This window comes from Sutcliffiella sp. NC1 (assembly GCF_027594365.1).
In the GTDB taxonomy this organism is placed as follows: Bacteria; Bacillota; Bacilli; order Bacillales; family Bacillaceae_I; genus Sutcliffiella; species Sutcliffiella cohnii.
Genome location: NZ_CP115153.1, coordinates 4,426,491 through 4,448,305, shown reverse-complemented (window position 1 = coordinate 4,448,305; position 21,815 = coordinate 4,426,491). Strand labels below are relative to the sequence as shown.

Genomic DNA, 21,815 nt, shown 5'->3' with positions numbered 1-21,815 from the left:
CCATTTTTTTTCGGTGTATCGTTTGTTTGTAACTGCGCCAATTTAATCACGCTCCCCTTAAAAATTTATATATGTTAACGGAATTATTCCGTTAATATTCCGTTATTAGCTATAAGTATTCTACATAATTAGTCAAAAACCTTTTTAATTTTCAAAAAGTTATGTTAGATTATCTCACATTGTTTAAAAGTTGCATAGTAGATTGAGAAAATTTCCTCAATCTACTAAAGGTTAAACATCAGTTTATATATTTTTCTAGGGCGACCGCGTTGTCCGGATTCTTCACCTGTGACGACCGCTAGATTAGCTTTTTCCAGTTCGGATAAAATTCTCCGTGCGTTTCGTTCGGTGCTTTTTAACCAACGAGATAAATCTTGAGAGGTTAACGTTTCTTTATTGTAATGGTTGGCTAATGACATAATCTTGGAAACGACAGAGGAACTAATATGTGCGTCTTTTATATGATTTTCCCACATATCCCCAACTGATTGAGTTTGAAAACTTAATTGATCTGTTGGGTTTAAACTTACAAGTACTTCTTTCTCTTCAGTAACTTCAATTACAACCGCTTCATCGTACGTTCTTGCATGGTCAAACGCCATTCGAACATTTTGTTCAGCTTCAAGTACCGTTATGCCGTACCCGACTCCGATTCGCGTTTGGAGATTGCTGTTCACGTTAATCTCTTTCATTACTTCATGCAACGAACGGTTCGCTTGGAAGTATTCTAATTCACCTCTTGTTGTGTAAATGAAGTGAAGGTCGTCACCAATTTTTACGATAGAGCCGTTAATATTTTCCGTAAAATCAAGCAGCACTCTTTTTAACTCTAATTCTTGATGCTTTAATTTAAAAGAGTAGTAATTATCTTGTAATCTAGTTGTGTGCATTACTTCGATACCTAATATAACGAGCTGTGACTTTTTATAAAGGCTCACTTGTCCTTTTTCTCTTACTTGTTCTAACGCTTGATGTGTAGCGTACTCTCTCTGAATAACACGGTACACTGGTATTTGTAAGGCTTTCAGCTCATTATAGACGGAGCGGATGCATGTAAAAGCAATTTCGCTTTTTCCTTGCTCATATAGTCGTTGATGGAACTCAATAATATCGTCAGAAGGGATGTACCCATCATACGAATGACATTGAATGGTGAGTCCGTTATTTAACAGCGAAGGCATTGATTGATCAATTTCATTTACTTGAATCGTGTCTAAGCTAATGTTGGAATGTATTTTTCCTTCTTGTAAAAATGCTTCTAAAAGTGTTGTTAAAAAGCTAGATCCGTGTAACGGTATATAACTAGCATTTTCTTCCGTAATAATTCCTTTATTTAAAGCGTAATAATACGGTGATTGACCAGAGAAAAACCACTGATCAACGGAGGTACTATTTTTTGCAATAATATCTTCTGTTTCTTCCGTTTTTTCATAAACAAAAGGGATCAAGTGTAGATCAGGAAAATGCTGGCCTACCTTCATCATTTCTATTAAGGAGTCTTCAGGACCTACTACTCCTACGCGAATGTTCATCTCGTTCACCCGTTTCTATTCTTAAAAATTGGGCTACTATTTCTACCCCTATGTACAAGTCTTCTATCGATGCATACTCTTTTGGGTGATGACTTAACCCGTCTCGACAAGGAATAAAAATTAAGCCTGATGGACATAGTTGCTGCATGTTCATTACATCGTGTCCAGCACCACTGTCCATTAATAAATTAGTATATCCTAAATGGTCCCCGGCTTGTAGTAGTTTCTTTTGTATAGATTCGTCTAAAAGAATAGAAGGGTTGTGAACGAGAACGTCGATTTCGATCGAGCAATTCAATTCTTTCTCGATAGTAAGACATTTGTTGCGAATTTCGTCAGCCACTTTACTTTTTAGCGAATCGTCCACACTTCGAATATCAATTCCTAATTCAACTACGCCAGGTATTACATTCATTGCATTCGGTTTACATTCAATCGTACTAACTGTAGCAACGACTGGTAATTCGCTTGTAGCATTAAGCTTGATCGCAGTTTCTGATACGAACGGGATAAGGTGAGAAGCTGCAAGTAATGCATCTTGTCGTTTATTCATCGGAGTTGTTCCAGTATGACCTGCTTTTCCTTGCACTTTTACTTTTAAACGGATTGGACAAGCTACCCCTCTAACAACCCCGTACTGTTTTCCTGCATCCTCAATAACGGTCCCTTGTTCGATGTGTAACTCTACGAAACTTTTAATGTCGGTTCTTTTTGCTTGGGAAAAATCTTCCCATTGATAGCCGAGTGCTTCCACTGCTTCTTTTATCGAAATTCCATCTGCGTCGGTTACACTGCCGATAGACGGATCAAGGATCCCGGAGATCGCTTTACTCCCAACTGTAGAAATGCCAAATCTTGAAGATTCTTCCGAACGAAAAACGATAACATCGATTGGGTGAGTAGGGGTAAACCCTTCCTCTTTTAAGAGCTTAATAGCCCCTAGCGAGACTAGCACACCAGCTGTTCCGTCATACCCACCACCGTTAGTAACAGTATCAACATGGGATCCAATTGCCACCTTTTCCTCGACACCGTTATTCGTTTCCCAACGAGCAATCACATTACCAGCGGCATCTTCTATAATGTACAAACCTAGCTCCTTCGCAATGGTGATAAAAGCTTGTAGAGACTCGTTTTCTTCCTCTGTATACCCTAATCTAGTAAATCCAGTTGGCTGTTCCATCGTTTCTACTAAATTTAACTGTTTTAATGTAGCGTCAAGCCATTGTTTCATCAAAAATACCCCTTTCTTTTCCCTTAATTAAATCCCCTTATTTATTAATGTGAAGCACTAATCGTGAAATGGCGTCAATTGCAGTTGGTAGCACTTTTTCCTCAAAATCGAATTTTGGATGATGATGACCAGCAGGTAGGGGAGAGCAAAATACCATGTATGTTGCAAGACCACCTTTTTCTCTCACGCGGTTCATCATATACGTTGCGTCTTCAGAAGCACCCATCGACATTTCATCAATTACGTTCGTAACGAGTGAACTATCGGCACTGCTTTCCTTCACAAGTGGTATCCATTCTTCGTCACACGTTGCATTCGGTGCAGAGCCAACAAATGTAATCTCTTCTTCGACATCGAAAAGGTTTGCGGAAGCTTTAATAATTCGAATCGCTTCCTTTACCATATACTCCTCGTTCAATTCCGTTGTAGCGCCTCGTGTTTCTAGTTGCATTTTCGCCAAGTCGGCCACAATATTTCTTCCACTACCAGCTTCGAGTGTTCCGATGTTAATTCTCGTTGCTCCGTCCGCGTGGCGAGTAATTCCATTTAAATGGAGAGCTGCCGATGCTGCTGCGAGTAGGGCGTTTCTACCTTTGTTCGGCTCTAGTCCGGCATGGGCAGATTTTCCGAGATAAGTCACGTCTATTTTGGAACTTGCTAAAAAGTTGTTGGCAGTTGCTGCAATTGTCCCGACTGGATAAGATTGGATTCCGATATGCCCACTTATAAAATAATCTGCATCATCGAGCCAGCCTTTTGCGACAATTGGCTTTGCTCCTCGTCCGCCTTCTTCAGCTGGTTGAAAAATAACGGTAAATCTACCTGTAAGCTCGTCTGTAAATTGATATAAAAATTGAGCGATACCAAGACCGATTGCGGCGTGTCCATCATGGGCACAAGAATGCATCACTCCAGCGCGTTTAGAATGAAATTTTTGTTGAAAAGGAATATGGTTTTCTTCCTCTGCTTCTAAAATCGGTAGTGCATCAATGTCAAAGCGGAAGGCAGTATGTTTGCCAGGCTTTTCAGTATCAAATTGTGCAATAACACCTGTATGACCATTTTTCATTTTTTCAATAAAGGAGGAGGGAACACCCATCTCCATTGCACGTGCTTCATTTTCGGAAATGTCTGTTTGAGAAGGTAAGCCGATTCGTTCCTCTGTAACAAAAATTTCATTCCCGAAATGAATCGTACAGTTTAATTTTTCTAACTCTTTAATAATCTTGTACGACGTCACATACTCCGTCCATGCGACTTCTGGATGTTCGTGAAACTCTCGTCGTTTTTCGATGACATACGGAGTTATTTCCTCTATAAAATTATGAATATCCATCTATTCAGTCTCCTTTTTTAGAAGTTGGTTTAACGTATCGATTGTTACTTCAGTCATAAATTCGATTCCAAGCGGTATTGCTCGTTCGTCTAGCTTGAACTCGGGGTCATGTAACGGTTTTTGTCCTTCTCCAATAGAAGCACCTAACCAATAATACGCTCCAGGATATTTTTGTAGAAAGCGAGAGAAATCTTCTCCACCCATACTTGGTGGTACATCTGGTGCACTTTCTTTTCCGTATAATCTCGTCGCTGTTTGCTTAATACGATTACTCCATTCTGGTGTATTAACGGTAGCTGGATAGCCGTCTAAATATTCAATGTCGATCTCTGCATTCATTGCTTCGGCAAGCCCGTTCAAAATTTTGAAGAATCGCTCTCTCACAACGTTTTTCGTTTCATTGGAAGTTGTACGAATCGATCCTTCTAACGTTACACGATCAGCAATAACGTTATATCGATACCCCCCAGAAATTTTACCAATCGTAAGCACAGCAGGGTTTATCGGGTCTACGTTTCTACTAACAATTGTTTGTAATGTCGTAATAACTTGATTGGCGATAATAATAGCATCGTTCGTTTGATGTGGCATTGACGCGTGTCCGCCAGAACCTTTCACGACAATAGTAAAACGATCGGAGTTCCCCATAATAGGGCCAGGGCGTACACCAAATTGTCCTACCGGTAAATCTGGCCATACGTGCTGTCCTAAAATAACATCTGGTGGGAATTCATCAAACACTCCATCATCCATCATTCGTTGCGCACCGCCAACTGGTGAATTTTCTTCCGCCGGTTGGAATACGAGTAGCACGGTTCCAGCTAAATTTTCTTTTTGCTCATGAAGTAAAATGCCAGCCCCTAACAACATGGCAGTATGCGCATCATGTCCGCAAGCATGCATTTTTCCATCAACTGTTGAAGAGTATTCTACACCAGATTGCTCCTGAATCGGCAACGCATCAATATCGGCACGTAACGCAACTGTCTTACCAGGTTTTGCCCCTTTAATAATTCCAAGTACACCAGTTTTCGCAAACCCAGTTTTAAATGGAATTCCATGCTCCGTTAACTTTTGTTGAATTTTCTTCGAAGTCTCAAATTCCTCCCCACTTAACTCAGGGTTTAAATGTAAATCTCTTCTAAACGCTAAAATTTCCTTTATTAAAGCTTCATTATTTAATGTTGTTTTTGTCATAGTAGCATCCCATCCTCATTAAAGGAAAAATTCCTTATTTATTCCGTTAATATATATACTACTACAAAACTCTGAAAATTCCTCTAAAAAATTGTGGACGGAGGGACAGGTTCCGTGTCCACACAGTTTTTTCCAGTTTGAAATATGTTTCTCGTAGATGCAGATTTCTTTGTCTACCCCCATAATGGTAGGTTGATTGTTTTCAAGAGATATTAGGAGGAAAACGCAAGAAAGAATAGTATCGTAAAAATGAAGCAGGAGACACACGTAAATATAATTTCGTTTAACATAAAAAAAGCTCGCACCAAAATGTTGCGAGCTTTCCTATTTGCACAGTTGTTAGCTATGCAAAAATATCCGATCAGTTGGTAGTTTAATTTCCACTCTGCTACCATCTTTTTCACCGAAGTTTATTTCCCCTTGAAAGTCACTTGTCACGATGCCGTTCAAGATAGACAACCCTAAACTATCGGCTTTCGTAATATCAAAATCCTCAGGAAACCCCCGTCCGTTATCTTGTACAGATAGGAAAATATAGTCATCCATTCTTTTACAGCTAATTTCAATAATTCCAGAATCTTTATCAGTAAAAGCATGTTTATAACAGTTCATTACGAGTTCGTTAATAATAAGAGCAATAGAAGTTGCTTTGTTATAAGGGATGAGAATATCATCTAAATCGAGATGAATTTGAATATCTGGATTACTGTTCATTAGCTCCATTATTTCCTTAATAATTAATTTAACATTAATAATACTTCTTCCTAATTTGTCTTTAGACAAGAGGTTATGAACGGAAGCAATACTTTTAATCCGACTAATAATACTATCTAATAGGTCATCAATCGTTAAATCGGGAGTCTTTTGTACGAACATTTTTTGTAATGTAATTAGACCGACGATCGATTGGAGATTGTTTTTAATTCGATGGTGGCTCTCTTGTAATAAAGTAGACCTACCGAGTAACCTAGTATCTTCGATTGCGATCGCGGCATGACGGGCCAATGCAGCTATATATTTAGATTCTTCTTTTGAATACACATAATATTGTTCGTATGAAATCTGAATGATGCCAGTAACTTCTGATCTTATTAAAACAGGTACACAAATAATTGTTTTTACATTTTCAATGTTTTCAAACATAGACTCGAATTCTTTATTCTTTTTATTGACATAAAAGATATCGCTCTCTTTGGCAATTTTTAAAATGGATTCTTTCGTTAATTGTGCTTTTATTCTTTTGTTTTCATTGTATTCAAAGTCATCTATAATACTTGACGTATTTTCGTCGATTAATTTAATGGAACATCCATCTGCGTTCATAATACGGGTTACTTCTTTTGCCAACAGCATTAGTACATCTTTTAGTTCATATTCAGATGTTAAAAATTCAGCAGCTTTCAAGACAGCATCCAATACGTTTTTTGTGTCGTTTTCGTTATAAAATTCGGTGTCTTTAAAATTATATTCCTCGGAGTCTACTATCAATCTCCGTGGGTCATTTTTAGCTTCGTCTGCTAACATCTCATCTGTAATGGACCCGTTAGATAGTATAGATATCCTGTCTGCAAGCTTTAACGCCTCTTCCCATTGCTTTGTCACATAAAGGATGCTGCCACCGTCTTCTTTAAATTGTTTCATAATATTATATAGCTTTGAGGCATTCTTTGCTGAAAGTCCTTCCATCGGCTCATGCATAATCATCATTTTTGGATTTTGTAAAAATTCGCTTGCTAAATAGACAATTCGTTTTTCTTCATCCGACAAATTGTACACTTTCTTTTTATGATCTATTTCAAAATCTAATTTATTTAAAATATCCTTTGAGCTTCTTTTTATTTTTCTCCAATTGATAAAAGGTAGGAATCGAATTGTTGGAATGTTTACTAAATTAAGATTTTCTGCAACGGAAAAATTGCTTATTAAAAGTGGTTTTTGATGTAACAGACCTATTCTGTAACTTTTCCGAGAAGGATGAAACGGCTTGCTTTCGACTAAAATCTCTCCAGGTATCGTTTGCTCTTCTAGTAAATTTTTAATAGATTCAATAAATACTTTTTGTTCTGAACTATTTTTAACAATCAAGGCATGAATTTCAGAATAACCGACCTGTAAACTAATATTATTAATAAAACCGTTAGGGCTATTATTCGTTACATTTCGACATTCAAATAAGAATTTTGACAAAGTAAAACCTCCACCACTATACAAATAGTTATCATAAGAATAGATTACTTGTTATATAAATATATTAAATTAAATAAAATATAACAAACTACTATTTTTGCCTTTTTGCATTAATTGGAAATGAATTAGTGGACTTCCAAAACGATAAAAAATGCTATATACTCTTTACTAATTAGTACTGGTATGAAGGAAGGTACTATACTGAGTATAATGACAGGAATTAATTTTTTACACAATAAAAAGATAGCGCTTACACCAAAAAGGGAAATCAAAGGGGTGATAATGTTCTATGTCGAAGTCATTGCGAATTCTAATTGCAGAAGATGAGTTTTTAGTGTTAATGGGAACTAAATCGTATGTGGAGAAGCTGGGGCATCAAGTTATTGCGACTGCTACTGATGGAGAAAAGGCGGTAGAACTAGCATTAAAAGAAAAACCTGACCTTGTTATTATGGATATTAATATGCCAAAACTTGACGGGATTGATGCTATTAAGCAAATAAATGATACATACTATATTCCAAGTATCATTGTTAGCGGTTATCATGATGAAAAGCTAATAAAGAGAGCGACTGATGAGGGAGTTCTATATTATTTGCTAAAGCCAATCGATATAGAAGAATTAAAAATAGCCATTAACATTAGTCTAGCAAAGTATGAAGAAATTAAAAGTTTAAAAGAAGAGTTAAATACAACAAAAAATGCGTTAGAAGCTAGAAAACATATTGAAAAGGCAAAAGGAATTCTCATGGAAAGAATGAATTTAAAAGAGCCAGAGGCCATGAAATATTTGCAGAAGGTAAGTAGAGATAAAAATAAGAAGCTAGTCGTTGTAGCGAAAGAAATGATAGAAGCGGATGCTCTATTTCACTCCAAATAATGGATGATAAAAAATATTTAGAAAACTACTTGACTAATAATTATTAGGTAAATATAATAAAGCTAATTAAATCTTCAATAATATCAATTTAATAAAATAAATTTTATACTTACGGCTGGTATAAAATTTAATGGCTATGGGTGCCTTATTTACGTAAAATTATTGCGTTCCTTTTATGGATTGTAATGGTTTGCGTATATAAGGCACCTTTCTGTTTATTTTTGAAGATTGCAAGCGTATTCAAACGTGTTTTTGAAAGAGGTGATTTTGAAAAAGACTTCATTACTTAAGTTGTAATAGAAGAGTATCAATACATTTCTATAAAATGTAAACGCTTTATATCCACTCTTCTTTATATAGCAAAATATTAAAAAAACAGGGGGAAGAAAAATGAAAAGGCTATCAAAGAAATTTTTAGTTGTTGTATTAGCATCCATTCTACTTATCGCTGCTGGCTGTTCAAGTCAAAGTAGCGGATCAGGAGATGCTGCTGCTGAAGGAAAAAGTATAAAGATTGGTATGTCGTTCCAAGAAATGAATAACCCTTATTTTATCTCCATGAAGGAAGCTCTTGAAGAGGCAGCAAAGCAAATTGGCGCAGAGGTTATTATTGCAGATGCGCAGCATGATGTAGCAAAGCAAATTAATGACATTGACGATATGATTCAAAAAGGAATTGATATTTTATTAATCAATCCTACAGATAGTGAAGGAGCAGAAGCAGCGGTAATTGCTGCAAAAGATGCTGGTGTAATTGTTGTTGCGGTTGATGCGCAAGCAAAAGGCCCTCTTGATTCATTTGTTGGTTCAAGAAACTATGATGCAGGATATTTAGCTGGTAAGCAAATGGCGGAAGATTTAGGTGGTAACGGTAAAGTTGCTATTTTAGATGGAATTCCAGTAGTACCTATCCTTCAACGTGTGGAAGGTTTTAGAGATGCTGTATCTGAATATGCAGGAATTGAAATTGTAGATATCCAAAATGGAAAACAAGATAGAGCAGAAGCAATGAAGGTTACAGAAAATATGCTTCAATCCAATCCAGATTTAGATGCTTTATTCAGTGTAAACGATGAAGGAGCTTTAGGTTCTTTAGGAGCAATTGAAGCGTCTGGAAAAGATGTTGCGTTATATAGTGTTGATGGACATCCTGAAGCAATTGAAGCGATTTTAAAAGGTGGAGCATTTAAAGCGACAACTGCACAATTCCCAAGAGACCAAGTAAGAATTGGTTTAGGTATGGCATTAGCGAAGCTTTGGGGTGCAGAAGTAGTACCTGAAGAAGTTCCGATTGATGTTGAACTTCAAACAATTGATAATGCAAGTGATTTTAGCTGGTAATTGGTAATCTTTTTTTCAGAAGGGCGCTTTGCATTATTGAAAGCGCCCACTGAATGAAGAGGTGTAAAAAAAGGAAGGTGATTCCGATGGATAATGTATTAGAGATTCAAAATATCACGAAAGAGTTCCCAGGAGTAAAGGCTCTAAAAGGTGTTAGTTTTGATATTCGACGAGGAGAAGTTCATGCCTTAGTTGGAGAAAATGGTGCAGGGAAATCAACATTAATGAAAATTCTTTCGGGTGTATATGCGCCTACAACAGGGAAAATTCGCTTAGATGGTAAAGAAGTTACTTTTACAGACCCTAAACAAGCACAACAATTAGGTGTAAGTATTATTCATCAAGAATTTAGTTTAATCCCATATTTAAGTGGTGTAGATAATATTTTTCTAGGTCGTGAAAAGAAAGCAAACGGAATACTAGACAGAAGAAAAATGAGAAAAGAAGCAGAAGAAGTTTTAAAAAGATTGGACGCTAATATTGATTTAAACAAGCCTGTAGCACATTTGAGTGTTGCAAACCAACAGTTTATTGAAATAGCAAAAGCAATTGCTATTGATACAAAAGTATTAATCTTCGATGAACCAACAGCAAGTTTAACTGGAAAAGAAATTGAAAAGCTATTTGAGTTAATTGAGAGATTGAAAGCAGATGGGGTAACCATTATATATATATCACATCATTTGGAAGAAATTTTGAAAATGTGCGACCGTATGACTTGCTTGCGTGATGGAGAGTTTGTAGCAACGAAAGACGTAAAAGACTTAACAAAACAAGATATTGTAAAAATGATGGTCGGTCGTGAAATTGTAAATGCCTTTCCAGAAAAACCGAAACGTACTGGTAAGGAAGAGTTACGTTTAGAAGTTAAACAATTAAGTAATAAAAGTGTGAACGATATTCAATTTTCTTTAGGGAAAGGTGAAATCGTTGGAATTGCCGGGCTCGTAGGATCTGGTAGAACGGAAACTGTGCGAGCGTTAATAGGAGCTGACCCAGCGAAAGAGAAAGAAGTTTTCATAGATGGAAAAAAAGTATCTATCAAGAGTCCTACTGATGCTCTAGATTTAGGGATTGCCTTAATCCCAGAGAGTAGAAAGACTCAAGGTCTCGTATTAAATATGTCTATAAAAAACAATATTAGTATCCCGATTTTAAAAGACTTAGGAAATTTTTTGGGGATTATTAACAAGAAAAAAGAAAACATGGTTATCAATCAATCTATTAAAGATTTATTAATAAAAACACCAAGTGGTAACCAACTGGTGAAGAATTTAAGTGGTGGAAATCAACAGAAAGTGGTTCTAGCTAAGTGGCTAAATACAGACTGTAAAATATTAATTTTTGATGAACCGACACGTGGGATTGACATTGGTGCTAAGGAAGAAATCTATAAGCTAATGAGAAACTTGGCTGATAAGGGAATTTCTATCATTATGATATCTTCTGAATTACCAGAGATTTTAGGAATGAGTGACCGAGTTCTCGTCATGCATAAAGGAAAAATGAAAGCAGAAATAGACGGCAAAGAGGCTACCTCTGAAAATGTAATGTATTATGCAACAGGTGGTGTAGATGGATGAGTGATTTGCGAAAAGGGTTAAATGCAAAAGAAATATTTAAATACCCTGAAATGTTAACTTTAATTGGATTTTTTGTACTTTGTATATTTTTTAGTTTTGCTAGTGAACAGTTTTTAACGACAAACAATATTACCAACATAGTTAGGCAAGTCTCCATTAATGGAATTCTAGCAGTTGGGATGACGTTTGTTATTTTAACAGGTGGAATCGATTTATCAGTTGGTGCTGTAATGGCCTTAACTGGAACGATTATGGCAGGTATGATGATCAATTACGGTATGCCGCCAATCGTAGCTGTATTAATTGGTATTTTGTTAGGGGCAGTAATCGGTTATGTGAATGGATTATTCGTATCTCGTGCACGAATTCCAGCAATTATCGTCACGTTAGCGATGATGGAAGTTGCTAGGGGAGCGGCCCTTTTATATACGGGAGGTTATCCTTTATCAGGTCTTCCAGAATCATATGCATTCATTGGAAGAGGTTACTTATTCGGTGTTATTCCAATGCCAGCAGTTATCATGGTTTTAGTGTTTGTAGTTGCTTATATTATTTTAAATCATTTACCAATTGGTAGATATATTTACGCTATTGGTGGTAATGAAGAAGCAGTTCGCTTATCTGGTGTAAAGGTGAAAAGAGTAAAAGCATTCGTATATTTAGTTAGTGGAGTGACTGCTGCGATTAGTGGCTTGATTATGACATCACGACTTTCATCTGGTCAACCAATGGCTGGTGAAGGTTACGAACTAGACGCGATTGCTGCAGTAGTTTTAGGTGGTACTGCTATTGCAGGTGGACGTGGGCATATTTTTGGAACGTTACTAGGTGCCTTATTATTAGGAGTTTTAAGTAATGGACTGAACTTGATGGGTGTTTCTCCATACGTTCAAAGGGTTTTAAAGGGTGTCATCATCGTAGCTGCAATCTACTATACTAGTTTCCGTCAAAAGGATTAAATAGCGCTTTAAAAATATTGAAAATTCTAACACAAGAGGAGCTGTACATTATGTCAATATTACCAGAAACAATGAAAGCAGTCGTAGCACATGGTCCGGAAGATTACCGTGTAGAGGAAGTACCTACACCAAGAGCTGGAAGAGATGAGGTCGTAATTAAAGTAGAAGCTTGTGGTATTTGTGGAAGTGATTTAAAAGCATATCATGGCTCAGCGATGTATTGGGGCGGAGAAGATCCTTGGATGAAAGCACCAGTAGTACCAGGACATGAATTTTATGGAGTAGTGGCAGAGTTAGGGGAAGGTGCTGCTGAAAAGCATGGATTAAAAGTGGGAGATCGAGTGACAACGGACCAAATTAACCCTTGTGGTAAATGTAAGTTTTGTACAACGGGTAAATATTGGATGTGTGATATTCACAATATTTACGGTTTCCAAAAAGATGTTGCAGAAGGTGCAATGGCAGAGTATATGAAATTTAGCAGTACAGCTAGAATATATAAAATTACGGACGGTGTAACAGCAGAAGAAGCTGCTTTAGTAGAACCAATGGCATGTGCTGTGCATACAGTTCAAAGAGCTTCCATTGAATTCGAAGACGTTGTCGTGTTAGCAGGTGCGGGAACTTTAGGTTTATGTATGGTGCAATTAATTGCTCTAAAAACGCCTAAAAAATTAGTTGTTTTAGATTTAAATGAGAAAAGATTAGCTGTTGCGAAAAAGCTTGGTGCGGATATTGTTATTAACCCAGCAAAAGAAGATGCAATCAAAATAGTAAAAGATTTAACAGACGGTTATGGTTGTGATGTTTACATTGAAGCATCAGGGCATCCAAGTGGAGTAACACAAGGGTTAGAAATGATTAGAAGACTAGGTAGATTTATCGAGTTTAGTGTATTCGGTTCAGAGGTAACAACTGATTGGAGTGTTATCGGGGATAGAAAAGAATTAGATATTAGAGGATCTCACTTAGGGCCATATACGTATCCGGTAGCAATTGACTTATTCGAACGTAAATTACTTACAGCGGAAGGTATTGTAACACACAGCTTTAAAGTAGAAGAATTTGCTGAAGCGATGGAAATGGCTCATCACCCAGAAGCTATTAAAGTATTACTTAAGCCCTAACACAAAAAATCATACTAATTTATTGGATTTTAACTAGAGCAAACTTGCGAATGAAGGGTGATTAAATGGAATACTTAATTGGTGTTGATATCGGTACCCAAGGGACGAAAGCGGTCCTTATTGATCCGAAGGGAAAAGTGTTAGCACATAGCTATAAAGGTTATGATGTAGAAACACCGAAACCTTCCTGGGCTCAACAATGGCCTGGACCTTGGGAAGAGGCAACTAATTTTACGATAAGGTCAGTAGTGGAAAAATCAAATGTAGATCCTGAACAGATTAAAGGTGTGGCGATTAGTAGTTTATACGGAGGGTCCGGTATCCCTGTAGATAGAAATATGAAGCCGTTAGCTCCTTGTTTAATATGGATGGATAGACGTGCAGAAGAGGAAGTAAAGTGGGTAAAAGAAAATATTGATCTTGATAAGTTGTTTCATGTAACGGGTAATTCTGTTAACTCATATTTTGGTTTTACAAAAATGTTATGGATTAAAAATAATTTACCGAAAGTATGGGAGCAAATAGAGTACTTCTTACCACCGGCTCCATATATCGTCTATACATTAACTGGTGAGGTAGCGGTAGATTATTCATCGGCAGGAAATGTAGGCGGTGTGTTTGACCTTAAGGAAAGAAAATGGTCTGAGGAAATGTGTGAAAACTTAGGTATTCCTTTTAAGTTTATGCCGGAAAGGCTTGTAGAGTGTACGGATATTGTTGGAGGAATTACAGAAGAAGCATCTGAAAAAACAGGCCTAAAAGTAGGAACGCCGGTTATTTGTGGTGGTGTCGACGCCCCAGTAGCAACAATGGGGGCTGGTGCTCTTGCTGAAGGTAACCATGTAGCGATGCTAGGAACTTCTATGTGTTGGGGCTTTATTACGGAAAAACCAAATTTATCTCCAAATTTAGTTAGCATGCCTCACTGTGTAGATTCTAGCGATATTATCTATACATTCGGAGGAGCTGCAACAGCAGGTGCTATATTACGATGGTTTAGAGATGTAATTGGAACAGAAGAATTAGAAGTGGAAGAGAAATTAGATATTAATGCTTATACTTTGCTAGATTTAAAAGCAAAAGACATTCCGGCTGGTTCAAACGGATTGTTAGTTCTTCCATACTTCATGGGTGAAAGAAGTCCGATTTGGGATAGTAATGCCCGCGGATTAATTCTAGGGCTAAGTTTAGTCCATACGAAGGGACATTTATATAAAGCCTTTATGGAAGGTGTAGCTTATTCATTACGTCATAACATGGAAATGGTATTAGGGACTGAGGCGAAGCTTGATAAAGAACTAATTATTGTTGGTGGCGGCTCTAAATCGATGAACTGGCCACAAATATATGCAGATGTTACAGGGTACCCAGTTCGAATTATTAAAAATGACGTAGAAGCTCCATTAGGGGACGCTGTGCTAGCTGGCATTGCAACAGGAGTTATTTCTGACCCGAATGTTTTAAAAGATTGGCTAGAATTTGATGAAGTTATTCAACCTAATGTTGAAAATAAACTGAAATACGATCAGTATTATGAGCAATATATAAATCTTTATGAAAACACGCAACAAATAATGAAAACAGTAACAGCTATTGAAAATAAATAACTTTATAAATACTAGTAAACTATCAAAAAAGTAGGGGAAGATTCACACAATCCAACCTACTTTTCTTTTGGAAGCCTATTAAATTGTGAATGAGAAATTAAAGTAATTTACTTTGTTTTAGAAACGGAGTGATTAAAATGTTAGAGGAATTAAAAGAAAAAGTCTTACAAGCAAATTTAGAACTACCTAAAAGAAACCTAGTTATTTATACTTGGGGAAATGTGAGTGCTATTGATCGTGAACAAGGGCTTGTTGTAATAAAGCCGAGCGGAGTCCCGTATGAAAAATTAAAACCTAGTGATTTACCAGTCATTGATTTAAACGGTAATAAGGTGGAGGGAGATCTGAACCCTTCATCCGATACGGCAACACACTTAGTTTTATACAAGGCATTTCCAGAAATAGGTGGAGTCGTCCATACTCATTCACCGTGGTGTACGAAGTGGGCACAAGCTTGTAGAGCAATACCTACTTTTGGTACTACCCATGCTGACTATTTTTATGGAGATATACCTTGTACTCGACCATTAACGCCATTGGAAATTGCAACTGAATATGAAAAGAATACTGGGGATGTAATTGTAGAAACATTTAAAAACTTAAATCCAAATGATATTCCGGGCGTTGTTGTACATAGTCATGGTCCTTTTAATTGGGGAAAAGATCCAATGAAGGCTGTTGAAAATGCTGTCATTATGGAGGAAATTGCTAAGTTGGCATTTTACACGCAAAGCCTATCTCCTCACGCTGAACAGATGGATCATCATCTTCTAGATAAACATTTTTTAAGAAAACATGGTAAAAATGCTTATTACGGTCAGAAAAGCCAAAAGGTAAATAATTAAAAAAGTAAGGGTGATAAAATGCAGTATAAATTAGTAGTACTTGACATGGACGGCACCTTACTAGATGATAACCATCAAGTTTCTGATAAAAATAAGGAAGCAATTAACAAATTAAAGAGTAGAGGAATTAATGTCGCGTTAGCGAGTGGAAGGCCTTTTGAATCCATCTATCCGTATGCAAAAGAATTAGAGATCAATACTCCTATCATTGCGACTAACGGATCTTTAGTAAAATGTCCAGTTACTAAAAAAGTATATTCTTCAACGGTATTACCTACGAATTTTGCAAAAGAAATAATTGAATATGGAATGGAAAATGAATATTCTATAAGCTTATACCTTAATGAAGAGGTTCATACTTTTCATGAAAGGATGGTAAAAGTTCATTATGACCTAGAGAAACTTCATGCAAAATTAATCGATACGATTGATGAAGAAAAGGATATTTATAAAATAATATACTCTCATACAGCTGAAAAAATTGAAGATGCCTTCGAGATACTGCATGGTAAATATAATAAAGTTATGTATATTACTAGATCGGATGATATTTATTTAGATATTATGCATAGCAATGTATCGAAAGGGTTAGCTATAGAACAGTTAATGAGTATGTTAAAGATATCCCAAAGCGAGGTTGTTGTGATGGGAAATAGTTATAATGATATAGCGATGTTTCACGTAGCAAATTTGTCAGTAGCTATGGGTAATTCGCCACAGGAAGTGAAAGAAGCAGCAGATTTTGTTTCAACATCAAATGATGATGATGGAGTTGCCTATGCAATAGAAAAATATATTTTTGGAGCATAAACGACATAATTAAAAACAAGAACCAGGCAGATGCCTGGTTTTATTTTTTTGGTAAAGACTTTCTTCTGAATTTTTAAGAAAACGAAAGCAAAATTGTATTATAATAGAAAATAAGGATACAGAATTTTTGAAAAATAGGGATGGGAATGAAAAGGATTCTAAATGAACATACAAGGGATTCGTTTACTTTGCTAATAAGAAAGGGGTATATGCAAAAATGTCTATAACTTTACACGAAGTTTTACAATCTGAAAAGGATGTTTTAAGAAATTTTTATTCGTTATACCTTCATGACCTATCAAAATTCACTTCTACACTTGAAATCAGCGAAGAAGGATACTTTGAGTTCGATGGATTTGAAAAATTTTGGGAAGTGGAAGGAATCGTTCCATATTTTATCAAACTAGAAGAAAGAATTATAGGCTTTATTCTGCTACTAGAACGCCCTTTTTTAAAAGCACTGAATGACTTTGGCATTAATGACATCTTTATTTTAAACAAATATAAAGGAAAAGGTTTGGGAAGAGAAGCCGTAAAGCAGCTTTTTAAAGAGAAGCCTGGAAAATATTTTGTCATGGAGCTAATCGACAACCAACCTGCCGTTTCGTTCTGGAAAAAACTTTATAGTGAACTCGATATTCAGTATGAGGAAAAAGAAGACCACATTGATGATGAGCCATGTTTGATTCAGACGTTTGTTGTATAAAAATTATTGCAGTTTAATATTTGCAAAAGTAATAACCACTACCTGGCACGTGAAGGGTAGTGGTTATTCTGTTATTTTAGTAGAGGAACATCATTGTTTATCGTTTCTCTTTTGGTTTAAAATAGGAGAACTTCTGCTCTTTTTCCATTTTGCGGTTAGATACGCGACTTTTCCAGGCGTGACGAAATCTATAACATACCCAATTTCTTTACTTTTAAATTGTGTTGCTGTACACTACTTTATCAGTTAAACCAATTTTAAGATAAATTACTACATAATTTCATTTATACTATAGTAAAAGGTGGGTTAATATGTTTAAGAAATTATTTAATAGAAAAAAGGAAGCAAGTGACAATTCGGTTTATGCTCCTTTAACAGGTGAAGTTGTTCCGCTAGAAGAAGTACCTGACCCGGTATTTGCTGAAAAAATGATGGGTGAAGGGATTGCGATTAAACCGACAAGTGGTATGGTGGTATCTCCTGTAGATGGTAAGATAGTTCAAGTTTTTCCAACCAAACATGCTGTAGGGATTGAAACATCTAATGGTGTAGAAATTCTTATTCATATTGGATTAGAAACAGTACAAATGAACGGAGAAGGTTTTACTGCCCACGTTCAAGAAGGAAGTCGAGTTAGCGTAGGTGATAAGCTAATAAGTTTTGACCTTTCCATCGTCCAAGCAAAAGCCAAAAGTACGATAACACCAATTATTATTACGAATACAGATTTATGTAAAGAAATTCAAAAGGAAAGTGTCGTGAATGTAACAGCTGGTCAAGAACGCATACTTTCAGTTATTAAATAATTATATATAAGGGATGACAATATAACATAATCGTTTATTGTTATCCTATTTTTATTATATGAAAGTACTTATACTATATGGAACGTATACTCTACTAATGAGGTGTTACTCATAGGAAGCTAGCGCAAGATGTCGGTTCGTCCAAGGACTTGAGAGTTGCGATTTTATATAGTTCACAAAATGTATAAAAATTGGTATATACAACTAGTTTTATATAGTTTAAAATTATATTGAAATAAAAAATTTACGGAAATACTATAATGCAATAATGTAAGCGTATTCCTGCGGTATTGAAAATTGTATTTGTTTGCACAATAATTTATAAGTCATAGGTATTTTGATTTTTTATAGTTTCCGTAATTTACTTACTATTTCACTAAACTTTCATAAGGAGGAATTACAAATGATGAAATATCTCCAAAGTATTGGGCGATCTTTAATGTTACCGGTTGCAGTATTACCTGCTGCAGCAATTTTAATGGGGATTGGTTATTGGATCGATCCATCTGGTTGGGGGTCTGAAAGTGCTACAGCTGCATTTTTAATTAAAGCTGGTTCTTCAATCATTGATAATATTCCAATTTTATTCGCGGTCGGGATTGCACTCGGTATGTCGAAAAATAGAGACGGAGCAGCTGCATTAAGTGGACTAGTTGCTTATCTAGTAATTACTACATTACTTTCTGTAGATTCAGTAGCACTTTTACAAGGTATTGATCCAGCAGAAGTTGACCCTGCTTTTGGAAAAATTCAAAATGCATTTATTGGGATTTTATCAGGTATTGCCGCTTCTATTATGTTTAATCGTTTTAGTCACGTGCAATTACCGGCCGCACTAGCGTTCTTTAGTGGTAAACGAATTGTACCAATTATGACATCTGCACTAATGATTGTAGTTTCAGCGGTATTATTCTTTATTTGGCCTGTAGTGTATACAGGGCTAGTACAATTCGGGGAAGGTATTAGTACAATTGGTGCGGTTGGTGCTGGTATTTATGGTTTCCTTAATAAATTATTAATTCCTATTGGCTTACACCACGCACTGAACTCTGTGTTCTGGTTTGATGTAGCGGGTATTAATGATATCGGAAACTACTGGGCAGGAACTGGTGTGAAAGGGATTACGGGAATGTATCAAGCTGGATTCTTCCCTATTATGATGTTTGGTCTACCTGCAGCTGGATTAGCTATGTATCATACAGCTAAAACAAAACGTAAAAAGCAAGTAGCTTCCTTAATGCTTGCTGGTGGTTTTGCTTCCTTCTTCACTGGGGTGACAGAACCAATCGAATTTGCTTTTATGTTTGCAGCGCCATTATTATATGTTGTTCACGCTGCATTAACCGGTTTATCGATGTTTATCGCAGCTACGTTTAACTGGACAGCAGGATTTGGATTTAGTGCAGGTCTTGTTGACTTTATCTTAAGTTCAAGGTTACCAATGGCTAATCAGCCGTACATGTTATTACTACAAGGTGCAGTATTCTTCGTTATCTACTATGTAGTTTTTAGATTCTTAATAACAAAGCTTGATATTAAAACTCCTGGTAGGGGAGAAGAAGTAGAAGAAGAGACAGAAGAAGCTTCAGAAACGGGTGATAATAAATTTGCTACAATGGCAACGAAGATTTATGAAGGTTTAGGTGGAGAAGAAAATGTTACTGCAATTGATAACTGTGTAACAAGATTAAGACTAGATGTAAAAGATTCATCAGCCATTGATCAAAATAAAATAAAAGCTACAGGTGTAGCTGGTGTTGTGGTAACAGGAAAAAACAATGTACAAGTTGTTGTTGGAACCCAAGTACAATTTGTAGCGGATGAGATGAAGAAAATTCATAAGAAATAAAGTACAGGTGCCCAATTCTTTGGGCACCCTTTAAATCATAAGCTCATACTTAGTGTAGTTTGTGCAATGTTTAAAGAAAGGGCGTGTTCTATTAGGATGATAAACAAAGAATCTCCTGTGCCAATTTATTTTCAATTGGAAAACTTGATAAAAGAGATGATTGATACAAGGGAATTAAAACCTGGAGATGTTGTTCCTTCTGAACGTGAATATGCTGAGAAGTACGGTATTAGCCGAATGACAGTTAGGCAGGCTATGAATAATCTGACGAGTGAAGGTTATTTAGAACGTAAACGTGGAAAAGGTACTTTTGTTGCTATTAAGAAGCTTGAACAAAGTTTAAACTTTTTAACAAGTTTTTCAGAAGAAATGCGTGCTCGAGGTATGGTACCGACAACAAAAGTATTAGACTTTAACATTATCTCTGCAGATAAGTTTATGGCGACGAAGTTAGGAATAGAAGAAGGTTCCCCTGTGTACGAAGTGACGAGATTGCGATTCGGGGATGACATACCAATAGCCTATCAAATCTTTTATACTTCTGTTGATCTCGTTCCAAGTTTAACGAAGGAAATGGCGGAACAGTCAATCTATCGATATATAGAACGTGAAAGTGGACTTTCGTTTTTTTCAGCTGAACATGAAATAGAAGCGAAGGTCGCTTTCCAAGAAGAAGCTAAAGCGTTAGGTGTTAAAGTTGGTCATCCTATACTTTATATTTCTCGAATAGGTTATTCAGAAAATGAAAAACCTTTAGAATACGCAGAATCCTACTTTCGGGGAGATTACTATAAAGTGAAGATGAAAATAAAGGGATAATAGATAACCTGTATAGAAAAGGAGTGTTTTTGTGAAAAGACTACTAGATTGTACAGCTTCAGATTTTCAAAAAATGACAGGTCAAGATTTAAAAAATTCTATTCGCGCATGTGAGGGAAGAGTTATGCTATCAGAGACAATGGCTACTGTTCCCCCATTATATCCAAGTGTTACGAATGCGGAGCTTGCCGCTGCATTCGGTGCTGATTTATTACTACTAAATTTATTTGATGTGTTTAGGCCATCTGTTGAAGGTTATGAAGCAGCTGAAGGTGAATCAATCGTTCAAAAGGTAAAAGAACTAACGGGTCGTCCGGTTGGGGTGAATTTAGAACCGGTGGATTTCCAAGCGGAACAAATTGAAAAGTTAGATTCTGTATCAAAAGGTAGAATGGCTACAGAAGAAACACTAAGAGAAGCAAAAAAATTGGGATTTGATTTTGTTTGCTTAACTGGGAATCCAAAAACGGGTGTAACAAATGATGCGACCGTTGTGGCTATCCAAAAAGCACGTGAAGTGTTCGGAGAAGATGGATTAATTATCGCCGGTAAAATGCATGGTGCAGGTGTAGTAAATGAAACAGGTAGCAGTATAATTTCAGAGGCTGCTTTAAATAGCTTTATTGAAGCGGGCGCTGATGTCATTCTGATGCCGGCTCCCGGAACTGTACCAGGAATAACATTGCAAACTGCTGAGAAATATGTTCAGTTCGTTCACTCAAAAGGGGCATTAGCGATGCTTACAATCGGGACAAGCCAAGAAGGAGCCGATGAAGGAACGATTCGCCAAATTGCTCTTAATAGTAAAATGGCCGGAGCAGATATTTATCATATTGGAGATACTGGCTTTTACGGAATTGCTGTTCCAGAAAACATTATGACCTATTCGATTGCCATCAGAGGAAGACGCCATACTTACGTTCGAATGGCAGCATCTATAAACCGGTAGAAAGTAGAAGGCTTTTATACATGAAGGCAATCTGAAAGTTTTTACCTT

The 21,815-nt window shown here is 36.4% G+C and carries 18 protein-coding genes; 13 read left to right on the top strand and 5 right to left on the bottom strand.

From position 1 onward, the window contains the following. Positions 1 to 224: 224 nt before the first annotated feature. The 5 genes from O1A01_RS22885 to O1A01_RS22865 form a co-directional block, all read right to left on the bottom strand. On the bottom strand, positions 225 to 1,532 hold the full coding sequence (locus O1A01_RS22885) for a helix-turn-helix domain-containing protein (protein WP_235858181.1): 1,308 nt from the start codon (positions 1,530 to 1,532) through the stop codon (positions 225 to 227). After that, positions 1,501 to 2,766 carry a M20 family metallo-hydrolase gene (locus tag O1A01_RS22880; protein WP_066417966.1) on the bottom strand — a complete coding sequence of 422 codons (1,266 nt, stop codon included), beginning with the start codon at positions 2,764 to 2,766 and terminating at the stop codon, positions 1,501 to 1,503. Before O1A01_RS22880 ends, O1A01_RS22885 begins: the two co-directional genes overlap by 32 nt. Before the next feature lie 37 nt (positions 2,767 to 2,803). Beyond that, positions 2,804 to 4,102, bottom strand: coding sequence for an amidohydrolase (locus O1A01_RS22875; protein WP_066417971.1), 1,299 nt, complete (start codon positions 4,100 to 4,102; stop codon positions 2,804 to 2,806). Then, positions 4,103 to 5,299, bottom strand: coding sequence for a M20 metallopeptidase family protein (locus tag O1A01_RS22870; RefSeq protein WP_066417973.1), 1,197 nt, complete (start codon positions 5,297 to 5,299; stop codon positions 4,103 to 4,105). It lies immediately after the preceding gene. Positions 5,300 to 5,638: 339 nt separating this feature from the next. Continuing rightward, positions 5,639 to 7,486: a histidine kinase dimerization/phosphoacceptor domain -containing protein gene (locus O1A01_RS22865; RefSeq protein ID WP_270065116.1), complete on the bottom strand. Its 1,848-nt coding sequence runs from the start codon at positions 7,484 to 7,486 to the stop codon at positions 5,639 to 5,641. 289 nt (positions 7,487 to 7,775) lie between these two features. Between O1A01_RS22865 and O1A01_RS22860 the strand changes: the two genes are divergently transcribed. The 13 genes from O1A01_RS22860 (at position 7,776) to O1A01_RS22800 (ending at position 21,767) form a co-directional block, all read left to right on the top strand. After that, positions 7,776 to 8,366 carry an ANTAR domain-containing response regulator gene (locus O1A01_RS22860; RefSeq protein ID WP_270065115.1) on the top strand — a complete coding sequence of 197 codons (591 nt, stop codon included), beginning with the start codon at positions 7,776 to 7,778 and terminating at the stop codon, positions 8,364 to 8,366. A gap of 390 nt (positions 8,367 to 8,756) precedes the next feature. Further along, on the top strand, positions 8,757 to 9,707 hold the full coding sequence (locus O1A01_RS22855) for an ABC transporter substrate-binding protein (protein WP_270065114.1): 951 nt from the start codon (positions 8,757 to 8,759) through the stop codon (positions 9,705 to 9,707). Positions 9,708 to 9,793: 86 nt separating this feature from the next. Continuing rightward, positions 9,794 to 11,290, top strand: coding sequence for a sugar ABC transporter ATP-binding protein (locus O1A01_RS22850; RefSeq protein WP_270065113.1), 1,497 nt, complete (start codon positions 9,794 to 9,796; stop codon positions 11,288 to 11,290). Beyond that, a complete protein-coding gene (locus O1A01_RS22845) occupies positions 11,287 to 12,249 on the top strand; it encodes an ABC transporter permease (RefSeq protein ID WP_270065112.1) in 963 nt (320 codons plus the stop codon). The genes O1A01_RS22850 and O1A01_RS22845 overlap by 4 nt, the downstream gene beginning before the upstream one ends. Before the next feature lie 50 nt (positions 12,250 to 12,299). Then, the gene (locus O1A01_RS22840) at positions 12,300 to 13,376 is read left to right on the top strand and encodes an alcohol dehydrogenase catalytic domain-containing protein (RefSeq protein WP_066420783.1); all 1,077 of its coding nucleotides are present in this window, start codon (positions 12,300 to 12,302) and stop codon (positions 13,374 to 13,376) included. 65 nt (positions 13,377 to 13,441) lie between these two features. After that, positions 13,442 to 14,983, top strand: coding sequence for an FGGY-family carbohydrate kinase (locus tag O1A01_RS22835; RefSeq protein ID WP_270065111.1), 1,542 nt, complete (start codon positions 13,442 to 13,444; stop codon positions 14,981 to 14,983). Positions 14,984 to 15,120: 137 nt separating this feature from the next. Further along, entirely contained in the window at positions 15,121 to 15,828 is a 708-nt protein-coding gene (locus tag O1A01_RS22830; RefSeq protein WP_066420793.1) for an L-ribulose-5-phosphate 4-epimerase, read from the top strand. Positions 15,829 to 15,846: 18 nt separating this feature from the next. Continuing rightward, a complete protein-coding gene (locus tag O1A01_RS22825) occupies positions 15,847 to 16,638 on the top strand; it encodes a Cof-type HAD-IIB family hydrolase (RefSeq protein ID WP_270065110.1) in 792 nt (263 codons plus the stop codon). Between the two features lie 217 nt (positions 16,639 to 16,855). Continuing rightward, positions 16,856 to 17,344, top strand: a complete 489-nt coding sequence (locus O1A01_RS22820; protein ID WP_066420780.1) for a GNAT family N-acetyltransferase — start codon at positions 16,856 to 16,858, stop codon at positions 17,342 to 17,344. A gap of 311 nt (positions 17,345 to 17,655) precedes the next feature. Then, the gene (locus tag O1A01_RS22815; RefSeq protein ID WP_270065109.1) at positions 17,656 to 18,150 is read left to right on the top strand and encodes a PTS sugar transporter subunit IIA; all 495 of its coding nucleotides are present in this window, start codon (positions 17,656 to 17,658) and stop codon (positions 18,148 to 18,150) included. A 403-nt stretch (positions 18,151 to 18,553) separates the two neighbouring features. Continuing rightward, a complete protein-coding gene (gene nagE / locus O1A01_RS22810) occupies positions 18,554 to 19,999 on the top strand; it encodes an N-acetylglucosamine-specific PTS transporter subunit IIBC (protein WP_270065108.1) in 1,446 nt (481 codons plus the stop codon). 96 nt (positions 20,000 to 20,095) lie between these two features. Next, the gene (locus O1A01_RS22805) at positions 20,096 to 20,818 is read left to right on the top strand and encodes a GntR family transcriptional regulator (protein WP_270065107.1); all 723 of its coding nucleotides are present in this window, start codon (positions 20,096 to 20,098) and stop codon (positions 20,816 to 20,818) included. A gap of 31 nt (positions 20,819 to 20,849) precedes the next feature. Beyond that, complete coding sequence (locus O1A01_RS22800; RefSeq protein WP_270065106.1) at positions 20,850 to 21,767, top strand: DUF7916 family protein; 918 nt, start codon at positions 20,850 to 20,852, stop codon at positions 21,765 to 21,767. Positions 21,768 to 21,815 lie beyond the last annotated feature (48 nt).